Source organism: Serratia sp. CY29653 (assembly GCF_052169255.1).
In the GTDB taxonomy this organism is placed as follows: domain Bacteria; phylum Pseudomonadota; class Gammaproteobacteria; order Enterobacterales; family Enterobacteriaceae; genus Serratia; species Serratia sarumanii.
Genome location: NZ_JBJNLC010000004.1, coordinates 220,164 through 241,347 on the forward strand (window position 1 = coordinate 220,164; position 21,184 = coordinate 241,347).

The 21,184-nt window shown below is 60.1% G+C and carries 20 protein-coding genes; 6 read left to right on the top strand and 14 right to left on the bottom strand.

The window, feature by feature from the left end; genetic code table 11:
- Positions 1–83 precede the first annotated feature (83 nt).
- From glrR to purL, 4 genes are all read right to left on the bottom strand, one after another.
- Positions 84–1,424: a two-component system response regulator GlrR gene (gene glrR / locus ACJ8HN_RS19250; protein ID WP_033635613.1), complete on the bottom strand. Its 1,341-nt coding sequence runs from the start codon at positions 1,422–1,424 to the stop codon at positions 84–86.
- On the bottom strand, positions 1,421–2,293 hold the full coding sequence (gene qseG, locus ACJ8HN_RS19255) for a two-component system QseEF-associated lipoprotein QseG (RefSeq protein ID WP_319877514.1): 873 nt from the start codon (positions 2,291–2,293) through the stop codon (positions 1,421–1,423). Before qseG ends, glrR begins: the two co-directional genes overlap by 4 nt.
- A gap of 3 nt (positions 2,294–2,296) precedes the next feature.
- Positions 2,297–3,733 carry a sensor histidine kinase gene (locus ACJ8HN_RS19260; protein WP_033635614.1) on the bottom strand — a complete coding sequence of 479 codons (1,437 nt, stop codon included), beginning with the start codon at positions 3,731–3,733 and terminating at the stop codon, positions 2,297–2,299.
- 887 nt (positions 3,734–4,620) lie between these two features.
- Positions 4,621–8,514: a phosphoribosylformylglycinamidine synthase gene (gene purL / locus ACJ8HN_RS19265; protein ID WP_170310567.1), complete on the bottom strand. Its 3,894-nt coding sequence runs from the start codon at positions 8,512–8,514 to the stop codon at positions 4,621–4,623.
- 274 nt (positions 8,515–8,788) lie between these two features.
- On the opposite strand from purL, the gene mltF reads away from it, so the two are divergent.
- Complete coding sequence (gene mltF, locus ACJ8HN_RS19270; RefSeq protein WP_004941352.1) at positions 8,789–10,249, top strand: membrane-bound lytic murein transglycosylase MltF; 1,461 nt, start codon at positions 8,789–8,791, stop codon at positions 10,247–10,249.
- Here mltF and tadA read toward each other — a convergent pair whose 3' ends face one another.
- Entirely contained in the window at positions 10,250–10,756 is a 507-nt protein-coding gene (tadA, locus tag ACJ8HN_RS19275; RefSeq protein ID WP_039568559.1) for a tRNA adenosine(34) deaminase TadA, read from the bottom strand.
- A gap of 117 nt (positions 10,757–10,873) precedes the next feature.
- On the opposite strand from tadA, the gene ACJ8HN_RS19280 reads away from it, so the two are divergent.
- Positions 10,874–11,938, top strand: coding sequence for a DUF2157 domain-containing protein (locus ACJ8HN_RS19280; protein ID WP_442523824.1), 1,065 nt, complete (start codon positions 10,874–10,876; stop codon positions 11,936–11,938).
- A 35-nt stretch (positions 11,939–11,973) separates the two neighbouring features.
- On the opposite strand, the gene yfhb is transcribed toward ACJ8HN_RS19280, so the two are convergent.
- Genes yfhb through murQ form a run of 3 tightly spaced genes read right to left on the bottom strand, consistent with a single transcriptional unit; the run spans position 11,974 to position 14,913 of the window.
- A complete protein-coding gene (gene yfhb / locus ACJ8HN_RS19285) occupies positions 11,974–12,630 on the bottom strand; it encodes a phosphatidylglycerophosphatase C (RefSeq protein ID WP_049234852.1) in 657 nt (218 codons plus the stop codon).
- Positions 12,631–12,633: 3 nt separating this feature from the next.
- Entirely contained in the window at positions 12,634–14,001 is a 1,368-nt protein-coding gene (locus tag ACJ8HN_RS19290) for a PTS transporter subunit EIIC (protein WP_442523825.1), read from the bottom strand.
- Between the two features lie 18 nt (positions 14,002–14,019).
- Complete coding sequence (murQ, locus tag ACJ8HN_RS19295) at positions 14,020–14,913, bottom strand: N-acetylmuramic acid 6-phosphate etherase (RefSeq protein ID WP_033648937.1); 894 nt, start codon at positions 14,911–14,913, stop codon at positions 14,020–14,022.
- A gap of 167 nt (positions 14,914–15,080) precedes the next feature.
- Between murQ and ACJ8HN_RS19300 the strand changes: the two genes are divergently transcribed.
- The 3 genes from ACJ8HN_RS19300 to ACJ8HN_RS19310 all read left to right on the top strand — a co-directional run bounded on the left by ACJ8HN_RS19300 (position 15,081) and on the right by ACJ8HN_RS19310 (position 17,508).
- Positions 15,081–15,929 (top strand): MurR/RpiR family transcriptional regulator, encoded by an 849-nt coding sequence (locus ACJ8HN_RS19300; protein WP_033648938.1) that lies wholly within the window; start codon positions 15,081–15,083, stop codon positions 15,927–15,929.
- Positions 15,930–16,084: 155 nt separating this feature from the next.
- Positions 16,085–16,291 (top strand): hypothetical protein, encoded by a 207-nt coding sequence (locus ACJ8HN_RS19305; protein WP_133160407.1) that lies wholly within the window; start codon positions 16,085–16,087, stop codon positions 16,289–16,291.
- A gap of 422 nt (positions 16,292–16,713) precedes the next feature.
- Positions 16,714–17,508: a DUF3800 domain-containing protein gene (locus ACJ8HN_RS19310; protein WP_049242203.1), complete on the top strand. Its 795-nt coding sequence runs from the start codon at positions 16,714–16,716 to the stop codon at positions 17,506–17,508.
- A 334-nt stretch (positions 17,509–17,842) separates the two neighbouring features.
- On the opposite strand, the gene ACJ8HN_RS19315 is transcribed toward ACJ8HN_RS19310, so the two are convergent.
- From ACJ8HN_RS19315 to ACJ8HN_RS19325, 3 genes are all read right to left on the bottom strand, one after another.
- On the bottom strand, positions 17,843–18,172 hold the full coding sequence (locus ACJ8HN_RS19315; protein ID WP_060439387.1) for a type II toxin-antitoxin system RelE/ParE family toxin: 330 nt from the start codon (positions 18,170–18,172) through the stop codon (positions 17,843–17,845).
- Positions 18,141–18,377 (bottom strand): ParD-like family protein, encoded by a 237-nt coding sequence (locus ACJ8HN_RS19320; protein WP_072271223.1) that lies wholly within the window; start codon positions 18,375–18,377, stop codon positions 18,141–18,143. The genes ACJ8HN_RS19315 and ACJ8HN_RS19320 overlap by 32 nt, the downstream gene beginning before the upstream one ends.
- Positions 18,378–18,599: 222 nt before the next feature.
- Positions 18,600–18,743, bottom strand: coding sequence for a hypothetical protein (locus ACJ8HN_RS19325; protein ID WP_154640987.1), 144 nt, complete (start codon positions 18,741–18,743; stop codon positions 18,600–18,602).
- Between the two features lie 214 nt (positions 18,744–18,957).
- Between ACJ8HN_RS19325 and ACJ8HN_RS19330 the strand changes: the two genes are divergently transcribed.
- Entirely contained in the window at positions 18,958–19,218 is a 261-nt protein-coding gene (locus ACJ8HN_RS19330; RefSeq protein ID WP_442523826.1) for a YfhL family 4Fe-4S dicluster ferredoxin, read from the top strand.
- Between the two features lie 45 nt (positions 19,219–19,263).
- Here ACJ8HN_RS19330 and acpS read toward each other — a convergent pair whose 3' ends face one another.
- From acpS to recO, 3 genes are all read right to left on the bottom strand, one after another.
- Positions 19,264–19,644: a holo-ACP synthase gene (gene acpS, locus ACJ8HN_RS19335; protein ID WP_004929169.1), complete on the bottom strand. Its 381-nt coding sequence runs from the start codon at positions 19,642–19,644 to the stop codon at positions 19,264–19,266.
- The gene (gene pdxJ / locus ACJ8HN_RS19340; protein ID WP_025303943.1) at positions 19,644–20,375 is read right to left on the bottom strand and encodes a pyridoxine 5'-phosphate synthase; all 732 of its coding nucleotides are present in this window, start codon (positions 20,373–20,375) and stop codon (positions 19,644–19,646) included. Before pdxJ ends, acpS begins: the two co-directional genes overlap by 1 nt.
- A 71-nt stretch (positions 20,376–20,446) precedes the next feature.
- Positions 20,447–21,178, bottom strand: coding sequence for a DNA repair protein RecO (gene recO / locus ACJ8HN_RS19345; protein ID WP_004929165.1), 732 nt, complete (start codon positions 21,176–21,178; stop codon positions 20,447–20,449).
- Between the last annotated feature and the right edge of the window lie 6 nt (positions 21,179–21,184).

A 21,184-nucleotide genomic window follows, 5' to 3' on the forward strand; every position in this document is an offset into this window, starting at 1 on the left:
CGCGCCGCGGCAAAGAGAACGGAGTGTAAATCATTCCGCCGGATTTGTTGAGAACCTGCGTGGCAGGCACCGGCGGCAAACTGTCATTCTTTAAAATCGTTGGCGTCCAGCTCGTGGCGCGACAGCAATTTGTAAAACTCGGTGCGGTTGCGGCCCGCCATGCGCGCGGCCTGGGTCACGTTGCCCTTGGTGATCTGCAACAGCTTGCGCAGGTAGTGCAATTCGAACTGGTTGCGCGCTTCGGCGAAGGTCGGCAGCGCGGTGTTTTCCCCTTCCAGCGCCTGCTCCACCAGCGCTTCGCCGATCACCGGCGCCGAGGTCAGCGCCACGCACTGCTCGATGACGTTGACCAGCTGGCGCACGTTGCCCGGCCAGCTGGCGGTCATCAGCCGCTTCATGGCGTCGGTCGAGAAGCTGCGCACGAACGGCTTGTGCCGCTGGGCCGCTTCGCGCAACAGGTGGTTGGCCAGCAGCGGGATATCTTCGGCGCGTTCGTTCAGCGCCGGGATCTTCAGGTTCACCACGTTGAGGCGATAGTAGAGATCTTCGCGGAACTCGTTCTTCGCCATCGCCTTTTGCAGATCGCGGTGGGTGGCGGAGATGATGCGCACGTCAATGTCCAGATCGCGGTTGCTGCCCAGCGGCCGCACCTTGCGCTCCTGCAGCACGCGCAGCAACTTCACCTGCAGCGACAGCGGCATATCGCCGATCTCGTCGAGGAACAGCGTGCCGCCCGCCGCCGCCTGGAACAGCCCTTCGCGGCTGCTGACCGCGCCGGTAAAGGCGCCCTTGGCGTGGCCGAACAGTTCGGACTCCAGCAGCTGCTCCGGCAGCGCGCCGCAGTTGATGGCGATGAACGCCTTGCCGGCGCGCGGGCTGGCGGCGTGGATCGCCTGCGCCACCACCTCTTTGCCGGTGCCGCTCTGGCCGTTGATCAAGACGCTGACGTCGGACTGCGCCACCATTTTCACCTGCTCCAGCAGGCGCAGCATCAGCGGGCTGCGGGTGACGATATCTTCGCGCCAGGCGTCGTCGCCGGCCGGGGTGGCCGACAGCGCGAGCGCTTCGTCGATCGCCTTGTACAGCGCATCGCGATCCACCGGTTTGGTCAGGAAGCTGAACACCCCCTGCTGGGTGGCGGCCACCGCATCGGGAATCGAACCGTGCGCGGTGAGAATGATCACCGGCATGCCCGGCTGATGCTTTTGGATCTCGGCGAACAGCGCCATGCCGTCCATCTCGTCCATACGCAGATCGCTGATCACCAGATCGATCTGTTCGCGCGCCAGCAGGCGCAGCGCTTCCTGGCCGCTTTCGGCGGTGGTGACGTGAAAACCTTCGCTAGTCAGACGCATGCCCAGCAGCTTCAGCAGGCTGGGATCGTCGTCAACCAAGAGCAGGTTGGCCGGTTTGCGTGCGGTCATTGCGCGTGAGACTCCTTATTGGCAGGGGGCGGCGTATAGGTGTCTTCCGGTTCAACCGGCAGCGCGGTGCCCTTTTCCGGTTCGTCCTGCGGCTCCGCCCCTTTGGCGGCCGCGCCGTTTTTACCGGCGGCTTCGCCCTTTTGCGAGCCTGTGCTGTTTTCCGGGATTTCCCCTTGCAGCTGCTTGCGCGAAGAGAGCTGGCGCTCGATGTCGGTCAGGTTTTCCAGCTTGCGCGAGGTGTCCTGCAGCTGCGATTGCAAACGCGCCTGGCTCTGGCGCAGCGAATCGATCTGGCTGTCACTGCTCTCCTGCAGATGCTGATAGCGCGCTTTTTCATCGAACAGCGTGATCTGCAGCATCTGCTGCTGGCGCCACAGCTGCGTCAGCGGCCGCAACGAGCCGGGGAACTCCATTCGGTAGCTGTTGATCCTGTCGATCATCTGGCGGCGCTCGCCGGAAGTCGGCTGCGCGCTGCCCAGCAGGATGCTCTGTTTGAAAACGCCGGACCAGCTGTCGCCAGGCACCGTTTTCGCCAGCGCGCGCGCCTGGGTCGACCCGATGCGATCGGCGCAGTCCATCGCGCGCAGCCAGTAGAGCGCGTTATCCAGCGCGTCCTTGTCGTCCAACCGCCACAGGGTATCGCAAGCCGCGGTGCGGTAATCGATCACCTTGGTATCCGGGATCGCCTCTTGCTGCTGAGCGTTCAGGCCGCCGCTGACGGCGCGATCGACGCAGCCCGCCAGCAACAGCGGCATAAAGAAGACGGCGCCCAACCAGCCGATCGGGCGTTTGCCGAGCGGCGTCCTGTGCGTGGCACGCGGTGAACCTTCGGTCTGTGAAAGACGAAGGCGCTTAGACCATGTGTACATTATTTATTCATTCTCGGCGGTTAACGGCAATTCAATGCGGAAGCAGACGTCTGCACCGGCGACCGTCGCCAGTTGCAGCTCACCGCGCATGCGACGGATACAGTCCTGAGCGATGCTCAACCCCAGTCCGCTTCCTTTTACCGCCCCTTTTCGCTGGTGACTACCCTGGAAAAAAGGCTCGAAAATCATGGCTCTTTCAGCCTCGGGGATCGGCGTGCCGGTATTGGCGACGTCGATTTGCACCCGTTGTCCAACCTGACGGCTGCGGATCCAAATGTTACCGGATTCCTTGCCGTAGTGCACCGCATTGGAATAGAGATTATCCAGCACGCGCATTAATAGCGTAGGCTCTGCCCAGCAGATTTCCGCCTCCAGCGCAATTTCGGTGGAAATCATCTTCGCCCGCGCCGGCAAACTGTGCGCGGCGACCACCAAATCGACCATTTCGCGCAGCTCGACGTTCTCATGTGCCGCCGGGCCATCGGCCAGTTTGCGGTTGTAATCCAGCAGCTGTTCAATCAGCTGCTGCAGATGGCGGCTGCTGTTGTCGAGGATCGTCACCACCTCTTTCTGATCGGAAGTCAGCGGCCCCGCCACCTCGTCGGCCAGCAGCTCGGTGCCTTCGCGCATGCTGGCCAGCGGCGTTTTCAGCTCGTGCGAGATATGGCGCAAGAACTCGTGGCGCTGCGATTCCAGCCACGCCAGCCGCTCGCTCAGCCAGATAATGCGCTGCGCCAGGGAACGCAGCTCGCGCGGCCCTTTGAACGACGCGGTGCTGCCCAGCGCGCGCCCTTCCCCCAGACGGTTGATCATCCGCTCCACGGCCTTGACCGGCCCGATGATCATGCGGGTAAACAGCACCACCAGCAGCACGCTGACCAGGAACAGCAGCAGCGCCTGCCAGCCGAAGAACTGGCCCCGTTCGGCGATGGCCTGTTGCAGCTGCTGACCGCGCGAGAACACCACCGCGCGCGTGGCCTGCACCATTTCGGCGTTGGAGCGCGAGAACGACTCGAGCAAGGCGGAAGCCTCTTGATCCGGCCCGCTGTTATGGCATTTGATCGCTGCCAGCTGGGTCAGCAGCTGGCGCAACGTTTGATAATAGCGCTCGTCCGGCAGAATCGGCGCATGGGCGTCCAGCATCTGCGAATACTGCTTGCGCTGGTTCTGATACAGCTTTTGCAGCGTGGGATCGACCAGCACGCAGTACTGACGATAGCTGCGCTCCATCTCCAGTGCCACGCTGGTCATCGCCTCGCTGCGCCGCGCGTCCACCAGCGTGGTGCGGTTGATGTCCGCCGCCTGCGCGCTGAGGTGATCCAGGCTCTGGTAGGCCTGATAGGCCAGCACCAGCAGCGGCAGCAGCACCAACAGGAAGGCCAGCAGCACCAATTGCCGCAGCGAACGGGGGAATAAACGCCATCTTTTCAACGAAATCATCTCATTCTCTCAGCTCTGTCACGATGCTAACTGACTCGCCGGAAAGAGAAAAGCCCGGCAAGGGAGAATCCTGAACGCGCAAGGAAAAAGCCGCGGGATCGGTGAACCGCGCCCATAGGCCTGGCCTGCCGACGGCATGCGGCCCCGGCAACATCAACCGGTGCGAAAACGAGAGTGTGGGGATAGCGTCTGCGTTCGAGGGCATAGGCAACGCAACAGGGATAAGCGCAGCGTTGAGAATTGACATCGGGGCAAGAAACTTGCCCCAACGCAAGGAAAGTGTGGATGCCCTTAAACCTCGTCCCCAGGGTGATGTAGCGCAGCGGCTGGCATCGAACAGGACGAATAGCATCCGTAAGTATCCAGGATTGATGAACCCTTCATCACAGTTGGATACAGGCGGTGCCTCACTCCACGTGTCGCCCGATGCTTGATAAAGCCGCTTGCACGGTCTGTTATCGGTTTGGTTGGACGATAGGCACCATTTCTTTGGCATCATTCGGAGGCTTATGAGGCGATTTGCCGTCTAATTACGGCGCCGTCATAAAAAGGTGAATGAGCAGCCGCCGAGAATAATGCACGTTACGTGCCAACTTTGCAATAAAAATAATAACCAGATGATTTTATTAAAAAATAAGATTATATCAGCAAATTTCTTTGTGCATCACGCCCCGATGAGCGATGAAAAAAACGCCGCGCTGTCGCCAAATGCAGACAACTAAAGCCAAACCCATTTACCATTAATAAAATCAAATAGTTAAATGTCTCCATTTAGCGACAGGGAAAATAGCGCCTGTCGCAAAATGCAGACACTGCCGCCAGACGGCGAACGCCGGCCATAAAAAAGGGCGCAATTGCTTGCACCCTCTGCACGGCGGTGGCCGTTTTTAGCCCAGCTGCTTACGGGCGTTGCGGAACATGCGCATCCACGGGCTGTCCTCGCCCCACTCTTCCGGGTGCCAGGAGTTGCTGACGGTGCGGAACACGCGTTCCGGGTGCGGCATCATCACCGTGGCGCGCCCGTTGGCGCTGGTCACGGCGGTAATGCCGTTCGGCGAACCGTTCGGGTTAGCCGGGTAAGTTTCCGTCACCTGACCGGCGTTGTTGACGAAACGCAGCGCCACCAGGCCGTGGCTTTCCAGCGCGGCCAGATGCGCCGCATCGCGCACTTCAACATGCCCCTCGCCGTGGGAAACGGCGATCGGCATACGCGAACCGGTCATGCCCTGCAGGAACAGCGACGGGCTGGCCGCCACTTCCACCAGGCTGAAACGCGCCTCGAAGCGATCCGACAGGTTGCGTACAAAGCGCGGCCAGTGTTCGGCGCCCGGGATCAGCTCGCGCAGGTTGGACATCATCTGGCAGCCGTTGCACACGCCCAGCGCCAGCGTCTGCGGACGGTGGAAGAACGCTTCGAACTCGTCGCGCACCCGCTCGTTGAACAGGATGGACTTCGCCCAGCCTTCGCCGGCGCCCAGTACGTCGCCGTAAGAGAAGCCACCGCAGGCCACCAGCGTGTGGAAGTCCTGCAGATCGCGGCGCCCCGCCAGCAGATCGCTCATGTGCACGTCCACCGCGTCAAAGCCGGCGCGGTGGAACGCCGCCGCCATTTCAACGTGGGAGTTCACCCCCTGCTCACGCAGCACCGCCACTTTCGGGCGAGCGCCCTTGGCGATATACGGCGCGGCGATGTCTTCCTGCGGTGCGAAGGTCAGCTTCACATTCAGGCCGGGATCTTGTTCATCCTGCTTGGCCTGATGTTCCTGATCGGCGCACGCCGGGTTGTCGCGCAGGCGCTGCATCTGCCAGGTGGTTTCCGCCCACCAGGTGCGCAGTGTATTGCGGCTTTCGCTGTACAGCGCCTTGCCGTGTTGGGTGATGACGAAACGATCGCCGGCCTGCACGCTGCCGATGTGATGCACATTGTCGGTCAGACCGTGCTGAGCGAACGCCTGCTTCACGTCATCGAGACGTTCGGCGCTCACCTGGATCACCGCGCCCAGCTCTTCGTTGAACAGCACCGCCAGCGCATCATCGCCGAGGCCGTCAAGGTTGACGTCCACGCCGCAGTGACCGGCGAAGGCCATCTCCGCCAGCGTCACCAGCAGGCCGCCGTCGGCGCGGTCGTGGTAAGCCAACAGCGCTTGATCGGCCACCAACTGCTGCATGGCGTTGAAGAAGCCCGCCAACTGTGCGACGTTGCGCACGTCGGCCGGCTTGTCGCCCAGTTGGCGATAAACCTGCGCCAGCGCGGTGGCACCCAGCGCGTTATGGCCGTTGCCCAGGTCGATCAACAGCAGCGCGCTGTCGCCCTTATCGGTGCGCAGCTGCGGCGTCACGGTGTGGCGCACGTCCTCCACGCGGGCGAAGGCGGTGATGACCAGCGACAGCGGCGAGGTCATTTCACGCTGTTCGTTGCCTTCCTGCCAGCGGGTCTTCATCGACATGGAGTCTTTACCCACCGGGATAGTGATGCCCAGCGCCGGGCACAGTTCTTCGCCCACCGCTTTCACCGCTTCGTACAGGCCGGCGTCTTCGCCCGGGTGGCCGGCGGCGGCCATCCAGTTGGCGGACAGCTTCACGCGCTTCAGGCTACCGATCTCTGTGGCGGCCAGGTTGGTCAGCGCTTCCCCGACCGCCAGGCGGCCGGAGGCGGCGAAGTCCAGCAGCGCCACCGGTGCGCGTTCACCGAGCGACATCGCTTCGCCGTAATAGCTGTCCAGGCTGGCGGTGGTGACCGCGCAGTCGGCCACCGGGATCTGCCACGGGCCGACCATTTGGTCGCGCGCCACCATGCCGGTAACGGTGCGGTCGCCGATGGTGATCAGGAAGGTTTTCTCCGCCACGGCCGGCAAATGCAGCACGCGTTTCACCGCGTCGGCCAGCGTGATGTTCTCGCGCTGCACCGCCTCGCCGCTCGCCTGCAGGCGGGTGACGTCGCGGGTCATTTTCGGCGTCTTGCCAAGCAGTACGTCCAGCGGCATGTCGATCGGCTGGTTGTCGAAGTGGCGGTCGTTGAGCGTCAGGTGCTGTTCTTCGGTCGCTTCGCCGATCACCGCGTAAGGCGCGCGCTCGCGGCGGCAGATCTCGTCGAACTGCGCCATCTGCGCCGGGGCGATCGCCATCACGTAACGTTCCTGCGATTCGTTGCACCACACTTCCAGCGGGCTCATGCCCGGCTCGTCGTTGAGGATATCGCGCAGCTCGAAGCGGCCGCCGCGGCCGCCGTCGCTCACCAGCTCCGGCATGGCGTTGGACAGGCCGCCGGCGCCGACGTCATGGATAAACAGGATCGGGTTCTGGTCGCCCAGCTGCCAGCAGCGGTCGATCACTTCCTGACAGCGGCGCTCCATTTCCGGGTTGTCGCGCTGCACCGAAGCGAAGTCCAGATCGGCGTCGGACTGGCCGGACGCCATCGACGAGGCCGCGCCGCCGCCCAGGCCGATATTCATCGCAGGGCCGCCCAACACCACCAGCTTGGCGCCGACGGTGATTTCCCCTTTCTGCACGTGATCGGCACGGATGTTGCCGATGCCGCCCGCCAGCATGATCGGTTTGTGGTAGCCGCGCAGCTCAACGCCGTTGTGGCTGTTGACGCGCTCTTCATAGGTACGGAAGTAGCCCAGCAGCGCCGGACGACCGAATTCGTTGTTGAACGCCGCGCCGCCCAGCGGGCCTTCGGTCATGATATCCAGCGCGGTGACGATGCGTTCCGGCTTGCCGAAATCCTGTTCCCACGGCTGTTCAAAGCCGGGAATACGCAGGTTGGACACCGAGAAGCCCACCAGGCCGGCCTTCGGCTTGGCGCCGCGGCCGGTAGCCCCCTCGTCGCGGATCTCGCCGCCGGAGCCGGTCGCGGCGCCCGGCCACGGCGAGATCGCCGTCGGGTGGTTGTGGGTTTCCACCTTCATCAGGATGTGCGCGTCTTCCTGATGGTAATCGTAGGTGCCGGTCTCCGGCGCGGCGAAGAAGCGGCCGACCTGCGAGCCTTCCATCACGGCGGCGTTGTCTTTATACGCCGACAGCACATAGTCCGGCGTCTGCTCATAGGTGTTCTTGATCATTTTGAACAGCGATTTAGGCTGCTGTTCGCCGTCGATGATCCAGTCGGCGTTGAAAATCTTGTGGCGGCAGTGCTCGGAGTTGGCCTGCGCGAACATATAAAGTTCGATATCCGTCGGGTTGCGCCCCAAACCGGTAAAGGCATTCAGCAGGTAGTCGATCTCGTCCTGCGCCAGCGCCAGGCCGAGCCGGACGTTGGCCTGCTCCAGCGCGGCGCGCCCTGCGCCCAGCACGTCGACCGACTGATACGGCGCCGGCTGATGGTGCGCGAACAGCTGTTCGGCCTGTTGCAGTTCGCTGAAGACGGTTTCCATCATGCGATCGTGCAGCAGCGCGGCGAGCTGCCGCCACTGGGTTTCCGTCAGCTCGGGCGCCTTGACGTAGAACGCCAGGCCGCGCTCCAGGCGCACGACCTGCTGCAGACCGCAGTTGTGGGCGATGTCGGTGGCTTTGGAAGACCAGGGAGAAATGGTGCCCGGACGCGGCGTAACCAGCAGCAACCGGCCTTCGGGGGCGTGTTCGGCGAGAGAAGGACCGTACTTGAGCAGCCGCTGAAGCTTGGCGTGTTCTTCGGCACTGAGCGGTGCGCTAACATCGGCAAAGTGGACGTACTCGGCGTAGATATCACTGACGGGCAGGTGAGCGTCCTGGCAGCGGGACAGCAGTTTGGTAATGCGAAAAGCCGATAAAGCGGGCGAACCACGCAGAATTTCCATAATCAAAGTTCTCTCGTCTTCGAAGCGACGGATAAGACGCTTCATTGGGCGCAACAGGGGAAAACGCGCGTCATTATAGAGAATCCTCGCCGCCGACGAAACCGTTTGCGTAGGGATAATTGATAAAAGCGTGCCGCACCGTCGAATTGTCATAACGTGTCAATAAAGTTGCACACTGGCGTTTTGTTGCGCAAAATGCCCCCGCACTGGTGATTTAACCATGAGAAAAGTCGCGGTTATCGTCGCCGGCGTACCTGTGCCACCACTGGATAACTATTTGAAACGTCTTAAAATAAACTACATCCTCATCGGCGTTGTCACCCTGCTTCTGGCTCTCGCGCTGTGGCCCAATATCACCTGGCGCAGCGGCCAGGGTGGGCAACTCCAGGAGATCATTTCCCGCGGCGAGTTGCGTATCAGCACGCTGAACTCCCCGCTGACCTATTTCAACACCAAGCAAGGGCCGGGTGGGCTCGACTACGAACTGGCGAAGCGCTTCGCCAACTACCTCGGGGTGAAGCTGGTGGTGATCCCCCATCAGAACATCAATGACCTGTTCGACGATCTGGACGACGACGACGCCGACCTGCTGGCGGCGGGTCTGATCTACAACCAGGAGCGCCTCAGCCGCGCGCGCACCGGCCCGGCCTACTACTCCGTTTCTCAACAGCTGGTGTACCGGCTGGGCACCCCGCGGCCGAAAAGTTTCGCCGACATTAAAGGCAAGCTGGCGGTCGCTTCCGGTTCCGCGCACGTCAGCACCCTCAAGCAGCTCAAACAGGATAAATACCCGGATCTCGCCTGGGAGTCCTCCAGCGATCTCACCTCCAAAGAGCTGCTGGAGCGAGTGGCCGACGGCAAGCTGGACTACACCCTCGGCGATTCGGTGACCATCGCGCTGCTGCAGCGCATCCATCCGCAGCTGGCGGTGGCGTTCGACGTCACCGACGAAGAGCCGGTCACCTGGTATCTGAAACGCGACGGCGACGACAGCCTGTACGCGGCGATGCTGGACTTCTACAGCCAGATGGTGGACGACGGCACCCTGGCGCGGCTCGAAGAGAAATACCTCGGCCACGTCGGCAGCTTCGACTATGTGGACACCAAAACCTTCCTGTCGGCCATCGACTCGGTGCTGCCCAACTTCCGCCCGCTGTTCGAGAAGCACGCCAACGAGATCGACTGGAAGCTGCTGGCGGCCATCGCCTATCAGGAATCGCACTGGAATCCGCAGGCCACCTCACCCACCGGCGTGCGCGGCCTGATGATGCTGACCCGCGCCACCGCCGACGGCCTCGGGGTCAACGACCGCCTCGATCCGGAAGAGAGCATTCAGGGCGGCGCCCTTTACCTGCAGCGGCTGATGGCCAAGGTGCCGGACAGCGTGCCGGAAGACGAGCGCATCTGGTTCTCGCTGGCGGCCTACAACATGGGCTGGGGCCACATGCTGGACGCTCGCAAGCTGACCAAGACGCAAAAAGGCAATCCGGACAGCTGGGTCGACGTCAAACAGCGCCTGCCGATGCTCAGCCAGAAGCGCTACTACCCGCAGCTGACCTACGGCTATGCGCGCGGGCGTGAAGCCTACAACTATGTAGAAAACATCCGCCGCTACCAGGTCAGCCTGGTGGGCTATCTGCAGGAAAAAGAGAGAAAGGCGGCGCAAGCGGCCGCCGAGCAGGAGGCGTTGGGGAAAGGCTACCCGACGGTGATGCCGGAACTGGCGCTCAACTACTGATTATTCCGGCTTATCCGCCGCCCGCTGCGCCAGCCTGAGCGCTTTTTTCTGTTCACGGCGCAGGCGGAAGAAATTGCTCAGGGTGGCGGCGCACTCCTCCGCCAGCACGCCCGAGACGATCTCCACCTGATGGTTCATGCCCGGATGGCGCAGAATGTCCACCAGTGAACCGGCCGCGCCGGTTTTCTCGTCGGCGGCACCATACACCAGCCGGCGGATACGGCTGTGCACCATCGCGCCGGCGCACATCACGCAGGGCTCCAGCGTGACGTACAGCGTGGCATTCAGCAAACGGTAGTTTTGCAGCACCACGCCGCCCTGGCGCAGCGCCATGATCTCGGCGTGTGCGGTAGGATCGTGTCGGCCGATCGGGCGGTTCCAGCCCTCGCCGATGACCTGATTGTCCAGCACCAGCAGCGCACCCACCGGCACCTCGCCCTCTTCCTGCGCGCGCAGGGCCAGCTGCAATGCCTGACGCATCCAGTACTCATCGTTATATTCAGTCATCGCATAATTCCTCGTGCGCTTTTGCGGCGGGCATTATACACACTAGCCCTCCTTTGTCGTAGCCGCCCGCCAATGGCTATACTGGCCGAATCAGCGTGTGATTCAGGGACAAGAAGCATGAAACTCAGTAAAAAGAACGCCGTCGTGGTGCGCAAGGCGCTGGACGGCTGGGTTGGGGAAGGCGCCTTGACGCCCGCACAACGGCAGCAGCTGCTGCAGCATGTGGCCGTGCAGCCTTTCGACTGGCGGCGGCTGGCGCGCTATGCGTTTCTCGCCGCGCTGGCCTCGCTGCTGATCGCCGTCACCAGCCTGTTCGCCGACAGCGAACTGCTTGCATGGCTCAGCGGACTGTTCCGCTTCGACGCGCCGGTACGCATGGCGATCGCCGGCGTACTGGCAGCTCTGGCCTACGTCTGGGCGCTGCGTCGCCGCCGGCGCCACCCGGAAAAACGCTACGGCAATGAGGCGGCTCTGTTTGTCGCCGTGTTGCTTACCGCCTGCGCCTTATGGCAGCTGGGGGTCTGGCTGGATAACGGCAGCGGCCGGGTTTCCGTGCTGCTGCTGTTCGCCGCGCTGCTGTACGGCGCGATCGGCTGGTTCAGCCGCTCCGGGTTGGTGTGGTGGTTCGCCCTGCTGTCGCTCGGCAACGCCTTCGGCGCCGAGACCGGCTACCTGTCCGGCTGGGGCGCCTACTGGCTCGGCATGAGCTACCCGATTCGTTTTATCGCCTTTGGCGCGGTGCTGATCGCCGCCGCGCTGCTGCTGCGGCCGCTGTTGGCGCAACGCGGCCTGCAGCGGGTGTCGCTGGCGATGGGCCTGCTGTATCTGTTTATCGCCCTGTGGCTGCTGTCTATCTTCGGCAACTACGGCGACCTCGACAGCTGGTACCGCGCGCGCCAGATCGAGCTGTTCCACTGGAGCCTGCTGTTCGGGCTGGCCGCCCTCGCCGCCATTTGGCTGGGATTGAAGCATGACGACGCCATGCTGCGCGGCTTCGGGCTAACCTTCCTCGGCATTAACCTGTATACCCGCCTGTTCGAGTTTTTCTGGGACAGCATGCCGAAGACGATTTTTTTCGCGCTGCTCGGCCTGAGCCTGTGGGCGTTGGGGCATTATGCGGAGAAAATTTGGCAGTTGGGGCGCAAGCCGCACGACGTGACCGACGACCGATCGCGGTACTGATAAAAACAGCAAGGGCGGAATCCTCCGCCCTTGGCTTATTCCAGCTGCTGCAGCTCGCCCTGCTTGCTTACCCGCCAGCGGTGCTCGCAAAAGAACAGCAGCGGATTATCCTGCTTGCTGTCGCTGTAACCGCTGTACAGCTTTAGCGGCGCGCCGAGCCGCTGCTCCAGCTGCACCACTTTTTGCGTCCCCAGGCAGCGCAGGGTCAAGACCCAGCCGCCGCAGCGGCGCGTGATGCGGCTGCCGATCAACCGCACGCGCGGCAGAAACGCCGAATCGCGATACACCTGCTCCACCAGCCGTTCCGGCGAGCCGGTGATCAGCCACACTTCGGCATCGTGCTCGTCCAGATACTGCCGCAGCCGCATTTGCACCACCGGAAACGCGGTCACCTTCTGGCGGAAGGCCTCGATAAACTGCCGCTCCAGCGCCTTGAGCTTCGCTTCGGAGCGCCCGAAAGTAATCGCCCACAGCAGCAGGCTCATCGGCCAACGCGCGGCGCGCCCCAGCAGCAGCAGCGCCAGGCCGATCGGCGGCAGCACCGGTATCACCAGCAGCAGGTTCAGCGGCAAACGGCGCAGCAGAAAGCGCAAGAAACTGCCGAACATATCCTCCTGATGCAGGGTGCCGTCCAGATCGAAAAAGACCACGCGGCGCCCCTCTGCGGCCGGTTGTTGCTGCTTGTCGCTCAAACGCTACTCCTCGGGATCGTTGAACCCCATCATCCAGGTGAAGAGAAAACCGGCGATAATCGTAATCAGCATCCCCGCCAGATACAACATCACCTTACCTGAGACGATGGTCAACGCCAAAGGCAGCCCCGAAATGCCGAAGGTGATGACCGTCGCCACCTTCCAGTAGCTGATCAGCGCGCCGCCGACCGCCCCGCCGAGGCAGGCGCCGATAAACGGCCGCCCCAGCGGCAACGTCACCCCGAAGATCAGCGGCTCGCCGATGCCGAGAATGCCGACAGGCAACGCCCCTTTGATCACCTTCTTCAGCCGCGCGTTGCGGGTCTTCAACAGCACCGCCAGCGCCGCCCCCACCTGCCCGACGCCAGCCATCGCCAGGATCGGCAGCAGCGGGTTGGAACCGTGCGCCTGCACCAGCTCGACGTGGATCGGCACCAGCCCCTGATGCAGGCCGGAGAGCACCAGCGGCAGGAACAGCCCCGAGAGCAGCGCCCCCACCAGCAGCCCGCCCTTGTCGATCGCCAGATTGGCGCCGTGGGCGATGGCGTCGGAGATAATGCCGCCGATCGGCTGCAGAATCAGGATCGCCAGCGAGGCGGTGACCAGCGTGGTCAGCAATGGGTTAAGGATCAGCTCGACCGATTCCGGCAGCAGCGTGCGCAGGCGTTTCTCCACCCAGCACATCAACGCCACCACCAGCAGCACGGCGATCACCCCGCCGCGCCCCGGCTGCAGCGCCTCGCCGAACAAGGTGATCTGCGCCAGCGCCGGGCTGGAGAGAATGCCGGCCATCACGCCGCCCATCGCCTGAGAGCCGCCGAACACCCGTGCGGCGTTAACCCCGACCAAAATGTTCATGATGGCGAACACCGCGCTACCGAAGATCGCCAACAGCCCCAGCATGTTCGGGTAGTCCACCGCCAGCTGGCCAGCGATGTCAGGCCGTTTCAGCAGGTTGATGATGCCGGTGATCAGGCCCGAGGCGATAAACGCCGGGATCAGCGGAATAAAGACATCGGCCAGTTTTTTCAGCGCGCCGCTCATCGGCGCAGCGTATTTTTGCTTGGCCTGCGCCTTGGTGCGGGCCGCGTCACCGACGGCGACGGCAGGCTGCGTGCTACCACTCAGCAATGCGCGCATGGCGTCCACCACCTTGGCGGCGGCGCCTGGGCCGACGATAAACTGATGCTGCTCACCCTGTTTGATATAGCCTTTCACGCCGGGCAGCTGCTTGAGGGCGGCCAAGTCCAGACGCTGCTCGTCGCTGACCTCGACGCGCACCCGCGTCATGCAGTTCTCCAGTTTGAGGATATTGCCCTCGCCCCCCACGCCCGCCAGGATCTGTGTCGCCAATGCCGTTGTCTTGTCCATCGCCGCCCCCACCGTGAATTAACGCGCCAGCGCCGCGCGCAGGTAACCGTCGTGCCGCTGCAGCCGCTGCTGCGCCTCTTCGGCGCTGACGCCGGCCAGAATCATCAGGATCGCCGGCTTGACCTCGAAGCCAGTCTGCGCCAGCGCCGCCTCCGCCTGAGCGCGTTCGGCGCCGGTGGCCTCCACCACGATGCGGCAGGCGCGATCCACCAGTTTGACGTTGGTGGCCTTCACGTCCACCATCAGGTTCTGATAGACCTTGCCCAACTTGACCATCGCGCCGGTCGACAGCATGTTGAGCACCAGCTTCTGCGCGGTGCCGGATTTCAGGCGCGTCGAACCGGTCAGCGCCTCCGGCCCCACCACCGGTGAAATCGCCACCTGCGCTTCGTGCGCGATCGGCGAATCCGGGTTGCAGGAGATGGCCGCCGTCGGGCAGCCCAGCCCGCGCGCATAGCGCAGTGCGCCGATCACATAAGGCGTGCGCCCCGAGGCCGCCAACCCCACCACCATATCGACGGCGGTCAGATTCAGCGCCCGGAGATCGGCTTCGCCCAGGGCTTCGTCGTCTTCCGCACCCTCCACCGCCTTGAGCAGCGCGCCCGGCCCGCCGGCGATCAAGCCCACCACCACGCCATGCGGCACGCCGAAGGTCGGCGGGCACTCGGAGGCATCCAGCACGCCCAGGCGGCCGCTGGTGCCGGCGCCCAAATAAATCAGCCGCCCACCGGCCTTCAACGCCGCCGCGGCCAAATCGACCGCCTGCGCGATCGCCGGCAGCACCTTTTCGATCGCCTCCGGCACCTTGCGGTCTTCCTGGTTAAAGCAGCGGACCATCTCCAGCGTCGACATCTCATCCAGCCCCATGGTGGCCGGGTTGCGGGTTTCCGATACCAGTGCGCCTAAGTTCATCTGTTCACCTTTGAATTTTTAATTCACAAATTTAAATCAATATTTGAATATTTTATTCAACAAAGCGAGCGCTATTTGCTATTTTAACGACGAGCTCACAAAAATTTTCACCGCGCGTTTTCGCCGCCTGCATGGCAAAATGGCCGCTGGTTTCCAGGGAAAGATCAATGAGTACCCTTCTGCGCATACGCCAAATGTATCCGACACTGGCGCAAAACGACCGCAAGCTGGCGGACTTTTTGCTGAACAACGCCGAGCAGGCGCGCCATCTCAGCTCGCAAAAGCTGGCCGAGCTGGCCGGCATCAGCCAGTCGAGCGTGGTGAAGTTCGCCCAAAAGCTGGGCTATAAGGGCTTTCCGGCGCTGAAACTGGCGCTGAGCGAGACGCTGGCCCAGCCGCAGGCCGAGCCGGTAGTGACCGTTCACAACCACATCCTCAGCAGCGACACGCTGAAAATCGTCGGTGAAAAACTGCTGGCGGAAAAGCAGGCGGCGCTGCGCGCGACGCTGGACATCAACAGCGAAGAGCGGCTGCATCAGGCGCTGGACATGCTGCGCCAGGCGCGCCGGGTGATGCTAATCGGCATCGGCGCCTCCGGGCTGGTGGCCAAGGATTTCTCCTTCAAACTGCTGAAAATCGGCGTGATGGCAGTGGCCGAACCGGACATGCACGTCCAGCTGGCGGCGGTTCAGGCGCTGGACAAACGCGATCTGCTGCTGGCTATCTCTTTCAGCGGCGAACGGCGTGAAATCAATCTGGCGGCGGAAGAGGCGCGCCAGGCCGGCGCCAGGGTATTGGCGCTGACCAGCTTTTCTCCCAACGGCCTGCAGCAGCGCGCGGATCACTGCCTCTATACCATCGCCGAAGAGCCCCACACCCGCAGCGCGGCCATCTCTTCCAGCACGGCCCAGTACGCCCTCACCGACCTGCTGTTTATGGCGCTGATCCAGCACGATCTCGATCATGCCCGCGATCGCATCAAACACAGCGAACAGTTAATGAAAAAGCTGGTTTAACCGGTATAATCGCCGCTGCGAAAAATACCCCTGTTAATAATGAGAGATACGCTATGGCCCTGCTAATCACATCCCATGAGTAACACAAGTAGCGTGTAATTTCTCTTCGTAATCTTTATTCTTGATAACATAACAAAAATATATCAGAGGTTGTAATGACCAAAAATGAAACAAAAGAGAGATGCAGAGAGCTCTATCTAGCTTGGGAAGGTCGTCAAGAAAAAGGGCCTGCAAAGGGATTACTGTTCCAAGCGCATATACGTAAACAGAATGATTTTTCCTCTTATACTTATGGTGTTGCCAGCATGCATCAGGTCGTGCAAGGTTGGGTAGATGAATGGGAACAATTATACGGTCAGTAGAATGCACTTGACTTAGGGTTGCCACCTTCTAAAAATGCTCCCCTACCGATGCTCAAGCAGGCTGAACAAAACGAGGTAGCAAATTTTAGATAGGGTAAGCGTTCACATTTTCAATAGCTGCGGTTTGCTCTTCAACGCCAGGCGCTGACATTTTCAAGAGAAGATCAATCCAGCGGCCCCTCCGGGATACCTATTAACCCCCCTAAGAACTGATATCTGCTCCAACCACCAGTCCAGCAATAGTGATACTGCCAATCATGTAAGTCTCTGCGGCGGTACTGGTTACCGGTTCGGACATGAGTTATCTCCTGTGTTAGCTCAGCCGATGCCGGGCGTTAGAACTGAACCACATTCCTTGAGCATTCTCAGAATATTAATAATGTGGTTAAATACCGTACTTTTACCTTTTAAAGAGTTGAGGCATGCCTGCTAACGATAACCCTGGGAAACTGATCTGGCACGTTGCATGTGACGAATCAGGCATTGATGGTCAGCGTTTTTATGGATTCGGTAGCCTTTGGATGAAATACCAAAGGAGGGGTGATTTTGCTCGTATAATCCGTGAACTCAGAGAGAAACATGGTTATTTCGAAGAAATTAAATGGACAAAAACCAACTCTAAAAAATTTGCAAATTTCCACATCGAGTTGATTGAAACCTTCTTTAAGCATAAATGGCTAGCTTTCCACTGCATCATTGTTGAAAAGTCCATCGTGGATAAAAGCTATCACGGCGGTGATTATGATCTTGCAATGAGAAAGCACTTTACAAAGCTCATGACTACCAAAATCGGGAATGTTATTCGTGCTCACCCTGAGCGTGATTGCGTTTTCCGAGTCGAGGTAGACCCCCTTCCGTCCAGATATAAGAAGGCGGACGAGGCATTTCATGTTATTGCTAATAATATGATATGCAAATCATTCGGAATTAAAGACATTATTTCATCTGTCGTAACGAAAGACTCGAAATCTTCTGAGCACATTCAGATATCAGACTTTTTCTTAGGGGCTGTAATGAGCGCTTTTCAGGGAAAAATCGAATCTGAAGTCAAAAAGAACTTGGCGAGTAACGTTGCAAAACACCTGGGATGGGACTCTCTTAAGCACGACACATGGCCTTCAGAGAGAAAATTCAATATCTGGTTCTTCTATGATAAGACGAAGGGGCCACGCGATATTGAAACAAAGCCAACAGAACTACTATATCCATTGTCTTGAAGCAAGGAGCCGACCTCTCAGCCGGCGCGGTTGGAGTCCCAGTCGATGCGACGAAGTTACCAACTTGGCGGTTTACTTTTGGGAGCCGCCTCTTCATTCCCAAAACCGAATGTGCTCACGATAGCTAAATAAACCTCGTATTGCAATCCATTGGTTTAAATGACCTCTGTATCATCCTTCAAACAACAGTTCTTAGCGCAACCAAAGGGATGCAATGACCTTTGACATGAGCACCTGGCGGACGAGGTGTTATCTCACCCTCTCCGCCGCCCACTTCACAAACATTAATCTGGAAATAAAAAAGCCCCGGAGGTTATCCGAGGCTTTGAAGTCATCACCCGATTAGCTTCAAATCAGCTTTTCGGTGGGTCTTTTGGTCTTGGTAGAAGTTTTCATGAGACCCCACACTAAGTAGGTAGAGCTCCAATTTATCTTCCACCCAACTGTAACCCAGAAGGGTTAAGCGATTGTTAAGCTGAAATTTGTGGACACGAAGGAATGATAAATCTCCCTTCTTTAATTCACCAATCTCAGGATTTGCAATTATCGCATCGACTTCATCTTCAACGATTTCTTGCAACGCTTCAGGCAGTTTATCAAGAGCTTTCTCAAAGCGGCGGCTCTGATAAACATCAACCTCGTTTTCTTGCTGTTCTTCTGACATAGCGAGTTACCTTGTTGTTCTTGATTTCACTTTGTGCAAGCAAGGCTTCGCTGATGAAACTGAATGGCAAATCAGGGTTATCTTCGGCTATACGGCCGATTCTAGCCCAGTGCTCAATCTGCTTCGGTATGCTCCTGCTGGAGGCGTCAGCGTAAACCTTAACATCGCTTACAAAGTCATCGTCTAAGCGGATGCTGGTTGCCATTTTATATCCTCGGGTTCGGGTTTTCGGATTTTCGGATTTCGGATTTCGGATTTCGGATTTCGGATTTCGGATTTCGGATTTCGGATTTCGGATTTCGGATTTCGATTTTTCGGGTTTTCGGGTTTTCGGGTTTTCGGGTTTTCGGGTTTTCGGGTTTTCGGGTTTTCGGGTTTTCGGGTTTTCGGGTTTTCGTCCTGAGGACCGCTGAAGATAATGCGACATTTAGTCGCAAAAAGCAACCTTATACAGCAAAAATAACCAGAATTCGCATTTCTCCTCGGCATCACCAGTAGTAATCAGCATCGCTCCAGCCAAGAACTCATCATTTTTGGGGATATACTGCATCTGTGTTACAGTGCGCGGCATTGATATTTCCTTGTATCAGAGGCCACCAACACTAAGCTCACACATGAGGTTAAATCTGGGGGCTAAAAAAGCATGTGTTGCCATTCTGTGTTGCTGAACATGGGTTTTCAATGCTTCAAATACTGTATAAATACACACATAGTGCGGAATCGTGCGCAATAACCAAAGCCTATAAATGCATGATTTAAATAGATTAAACTCGTAAGTGATTGATATGGCATTATTAATAACAAAGCGGTGCATCAACTGCGATATGTGCGAGCCGGAATGCCCGAACCAGGCGATTTCGATGGGCGATGAGATTTATCAGATCGATACCGATCGCTGCACCGAGTGCATCGGCCATTATGATACGCCGACCTGCCAGCAGGTTTGCCCGATCGACAACACCATCATCACCGATCCGCAGCATCGCGAGACCAACGAACAGCTGTGGGACAAGTTCGTGGTGCTGTACCACGCCGATCGCATTTAATTTGCCGCAGGACTGACAAGGGCGCCACAGGCGCCCTTGCTATTTTCAGCTTTCGACGATCACCGTCGCGCAGGCGTAGCGCCGTTCGTCGGCCAGCGAAACGTGGATCGCGGTGACCCCCATCTCCCCGGCCAGCTCGGCGGCGCGGCCGTGCAAACGAATATTCGGCTTGCCCAGCGCATCGTTGAACACTTCGAACTGATTGAACGCCAGGCCGTTGCGAATGCCGGTGCCGAACGCCTTGGCGGCGGCCTCTTTCACCGCGAAACGTTTGGCCAGAAAGCGAATCGGCTGCTGGTGCTGCTGATACAGCGCCCACTCGGCGTCACTCAGCACGCGGCGCGCCAGGCGATCGCCGCTGCGCTCCACCACCGCTTCGATACGCGCCATCTCAACGATGTCGGTTCCCAGCCCGAGCACCGCCATTACCGGCGCGCTTCCCGCATCAGCACTTTCATGTCGGCAACCGCGGCCGGCAGCCCGCTCATCACCGCCTGGCCGATAATCGCATGGCCGATGTTCAGCTCGTGCATCTCCGGCAGCGCGGCGATCGGCTGCACGTTGTGGTAGGTCAGGCCGTGGCCGGCGTTGACCTTCAGCCCTTTCTCGGCCGCGTAGGCGGCGGCTACCGCGATGCGGCGCAGCTCGGCCTGTACCGCCAACTCGCCCTGCGCTTCGGCGTAGGCGCCGGTGTGGATTTCGATATAGGGTGCGCCCACCGCCACCGCCGCGTCGATCTGGCGATGATCGGGATCGATGAACAGCGAGACCAGAATGCCCGCCTGCGCCAGGCGCTCGACCGCCACGCTCATTTTGTCCAGCTGGCCGGCGACGTCCAGGCCGCCTTCGGTGGTCACTTCTTCGCGCTTCTCCGGCACCAGGCAGCAGAAATGCGGCTTCAGCTCAATGGCGATGTCCAGCATCTCGTCGGTCACCGCCATCTCCAGATTCATGCGCGTCTGGATGGTCTGGCGCAGCAGGCGCACGTCGCGGTCGGTGATGTGGCGGCGGTCTTCGCGCAGATGCACGGTAATGCCGTCGGCTCCCGCCTGTTCGGCAATGAATGCCGCCTGAACCGGATCCGGGTATTGGGTTCCGCGCGCGTTACGTAACGTGGCGATGTGATCGATATTGACGCCCAGCAGCAAATCAGCCATGACAACCTCTAAATACGATTTTCAGTGCCAGCAGTTTACACGCGGGCGCAAGGCGGCAAAAGGGGAAAAGGTCAGGCGTCGTCGACCGGCGTATTCGGCTGTTTGCGCACGAACTGGCGGAACAGTTCGCGGCTCTTCAACGGCTTGCCGCCTAGATAGGGTTTCAGCGCCATACGGGTGAAACGCTTGGCGGCGCGCAGCGTCTCGGCATCGGGAAACTGCCGCTCCGCCAGCGCGCGCAGTTCGCGCCCGGTGAAGCTGTAGTGATCCACCACCAGGCTGGCGATAAAGCCTTTCTCTTCGCGGTAGCGGTAGGTCATGGCGTCATCCACCGGCAGGCCGCTGCCGGCGCAGTGCAGGAAATCGAGGCCGTAACCCAGGTGGTGCAGCAAGGCCAGCTCGAACTGGCGCAGCGCCTGCTCCGGCGAGCTGTCTTCCGCCGCCAGCGCCTGCAGGCATTGCAGATAGTCGAAGAACAGCACCGAGTAGTTGGTTTCCTGCTCGAGCACGCGCGCCAGCAGTTCGTTCACGTACAGGCCGCTGTACAGCATCATACCGCTGAGGGGTAAACCGAGGGAGACCGCTTCGGCGTTGCGCAGCGTTTTCACTTCGCCGCGGCCGCCCCAGCGCACTAACAGGGGGGTAAAGGGCTGCAGACAGCCCTTCAGATTAGAGCGGCGGCTGCGCGCGCCTTTCGCCAGCAAGCGCACCCGCCCATGACCTTCGGTAAACAGATCCAGCATCAGACTGGTTTCACTGTACGGCCGCCCATGCAGGACGAAAGCGCGCTCCCAGCCGTCCACGGATCG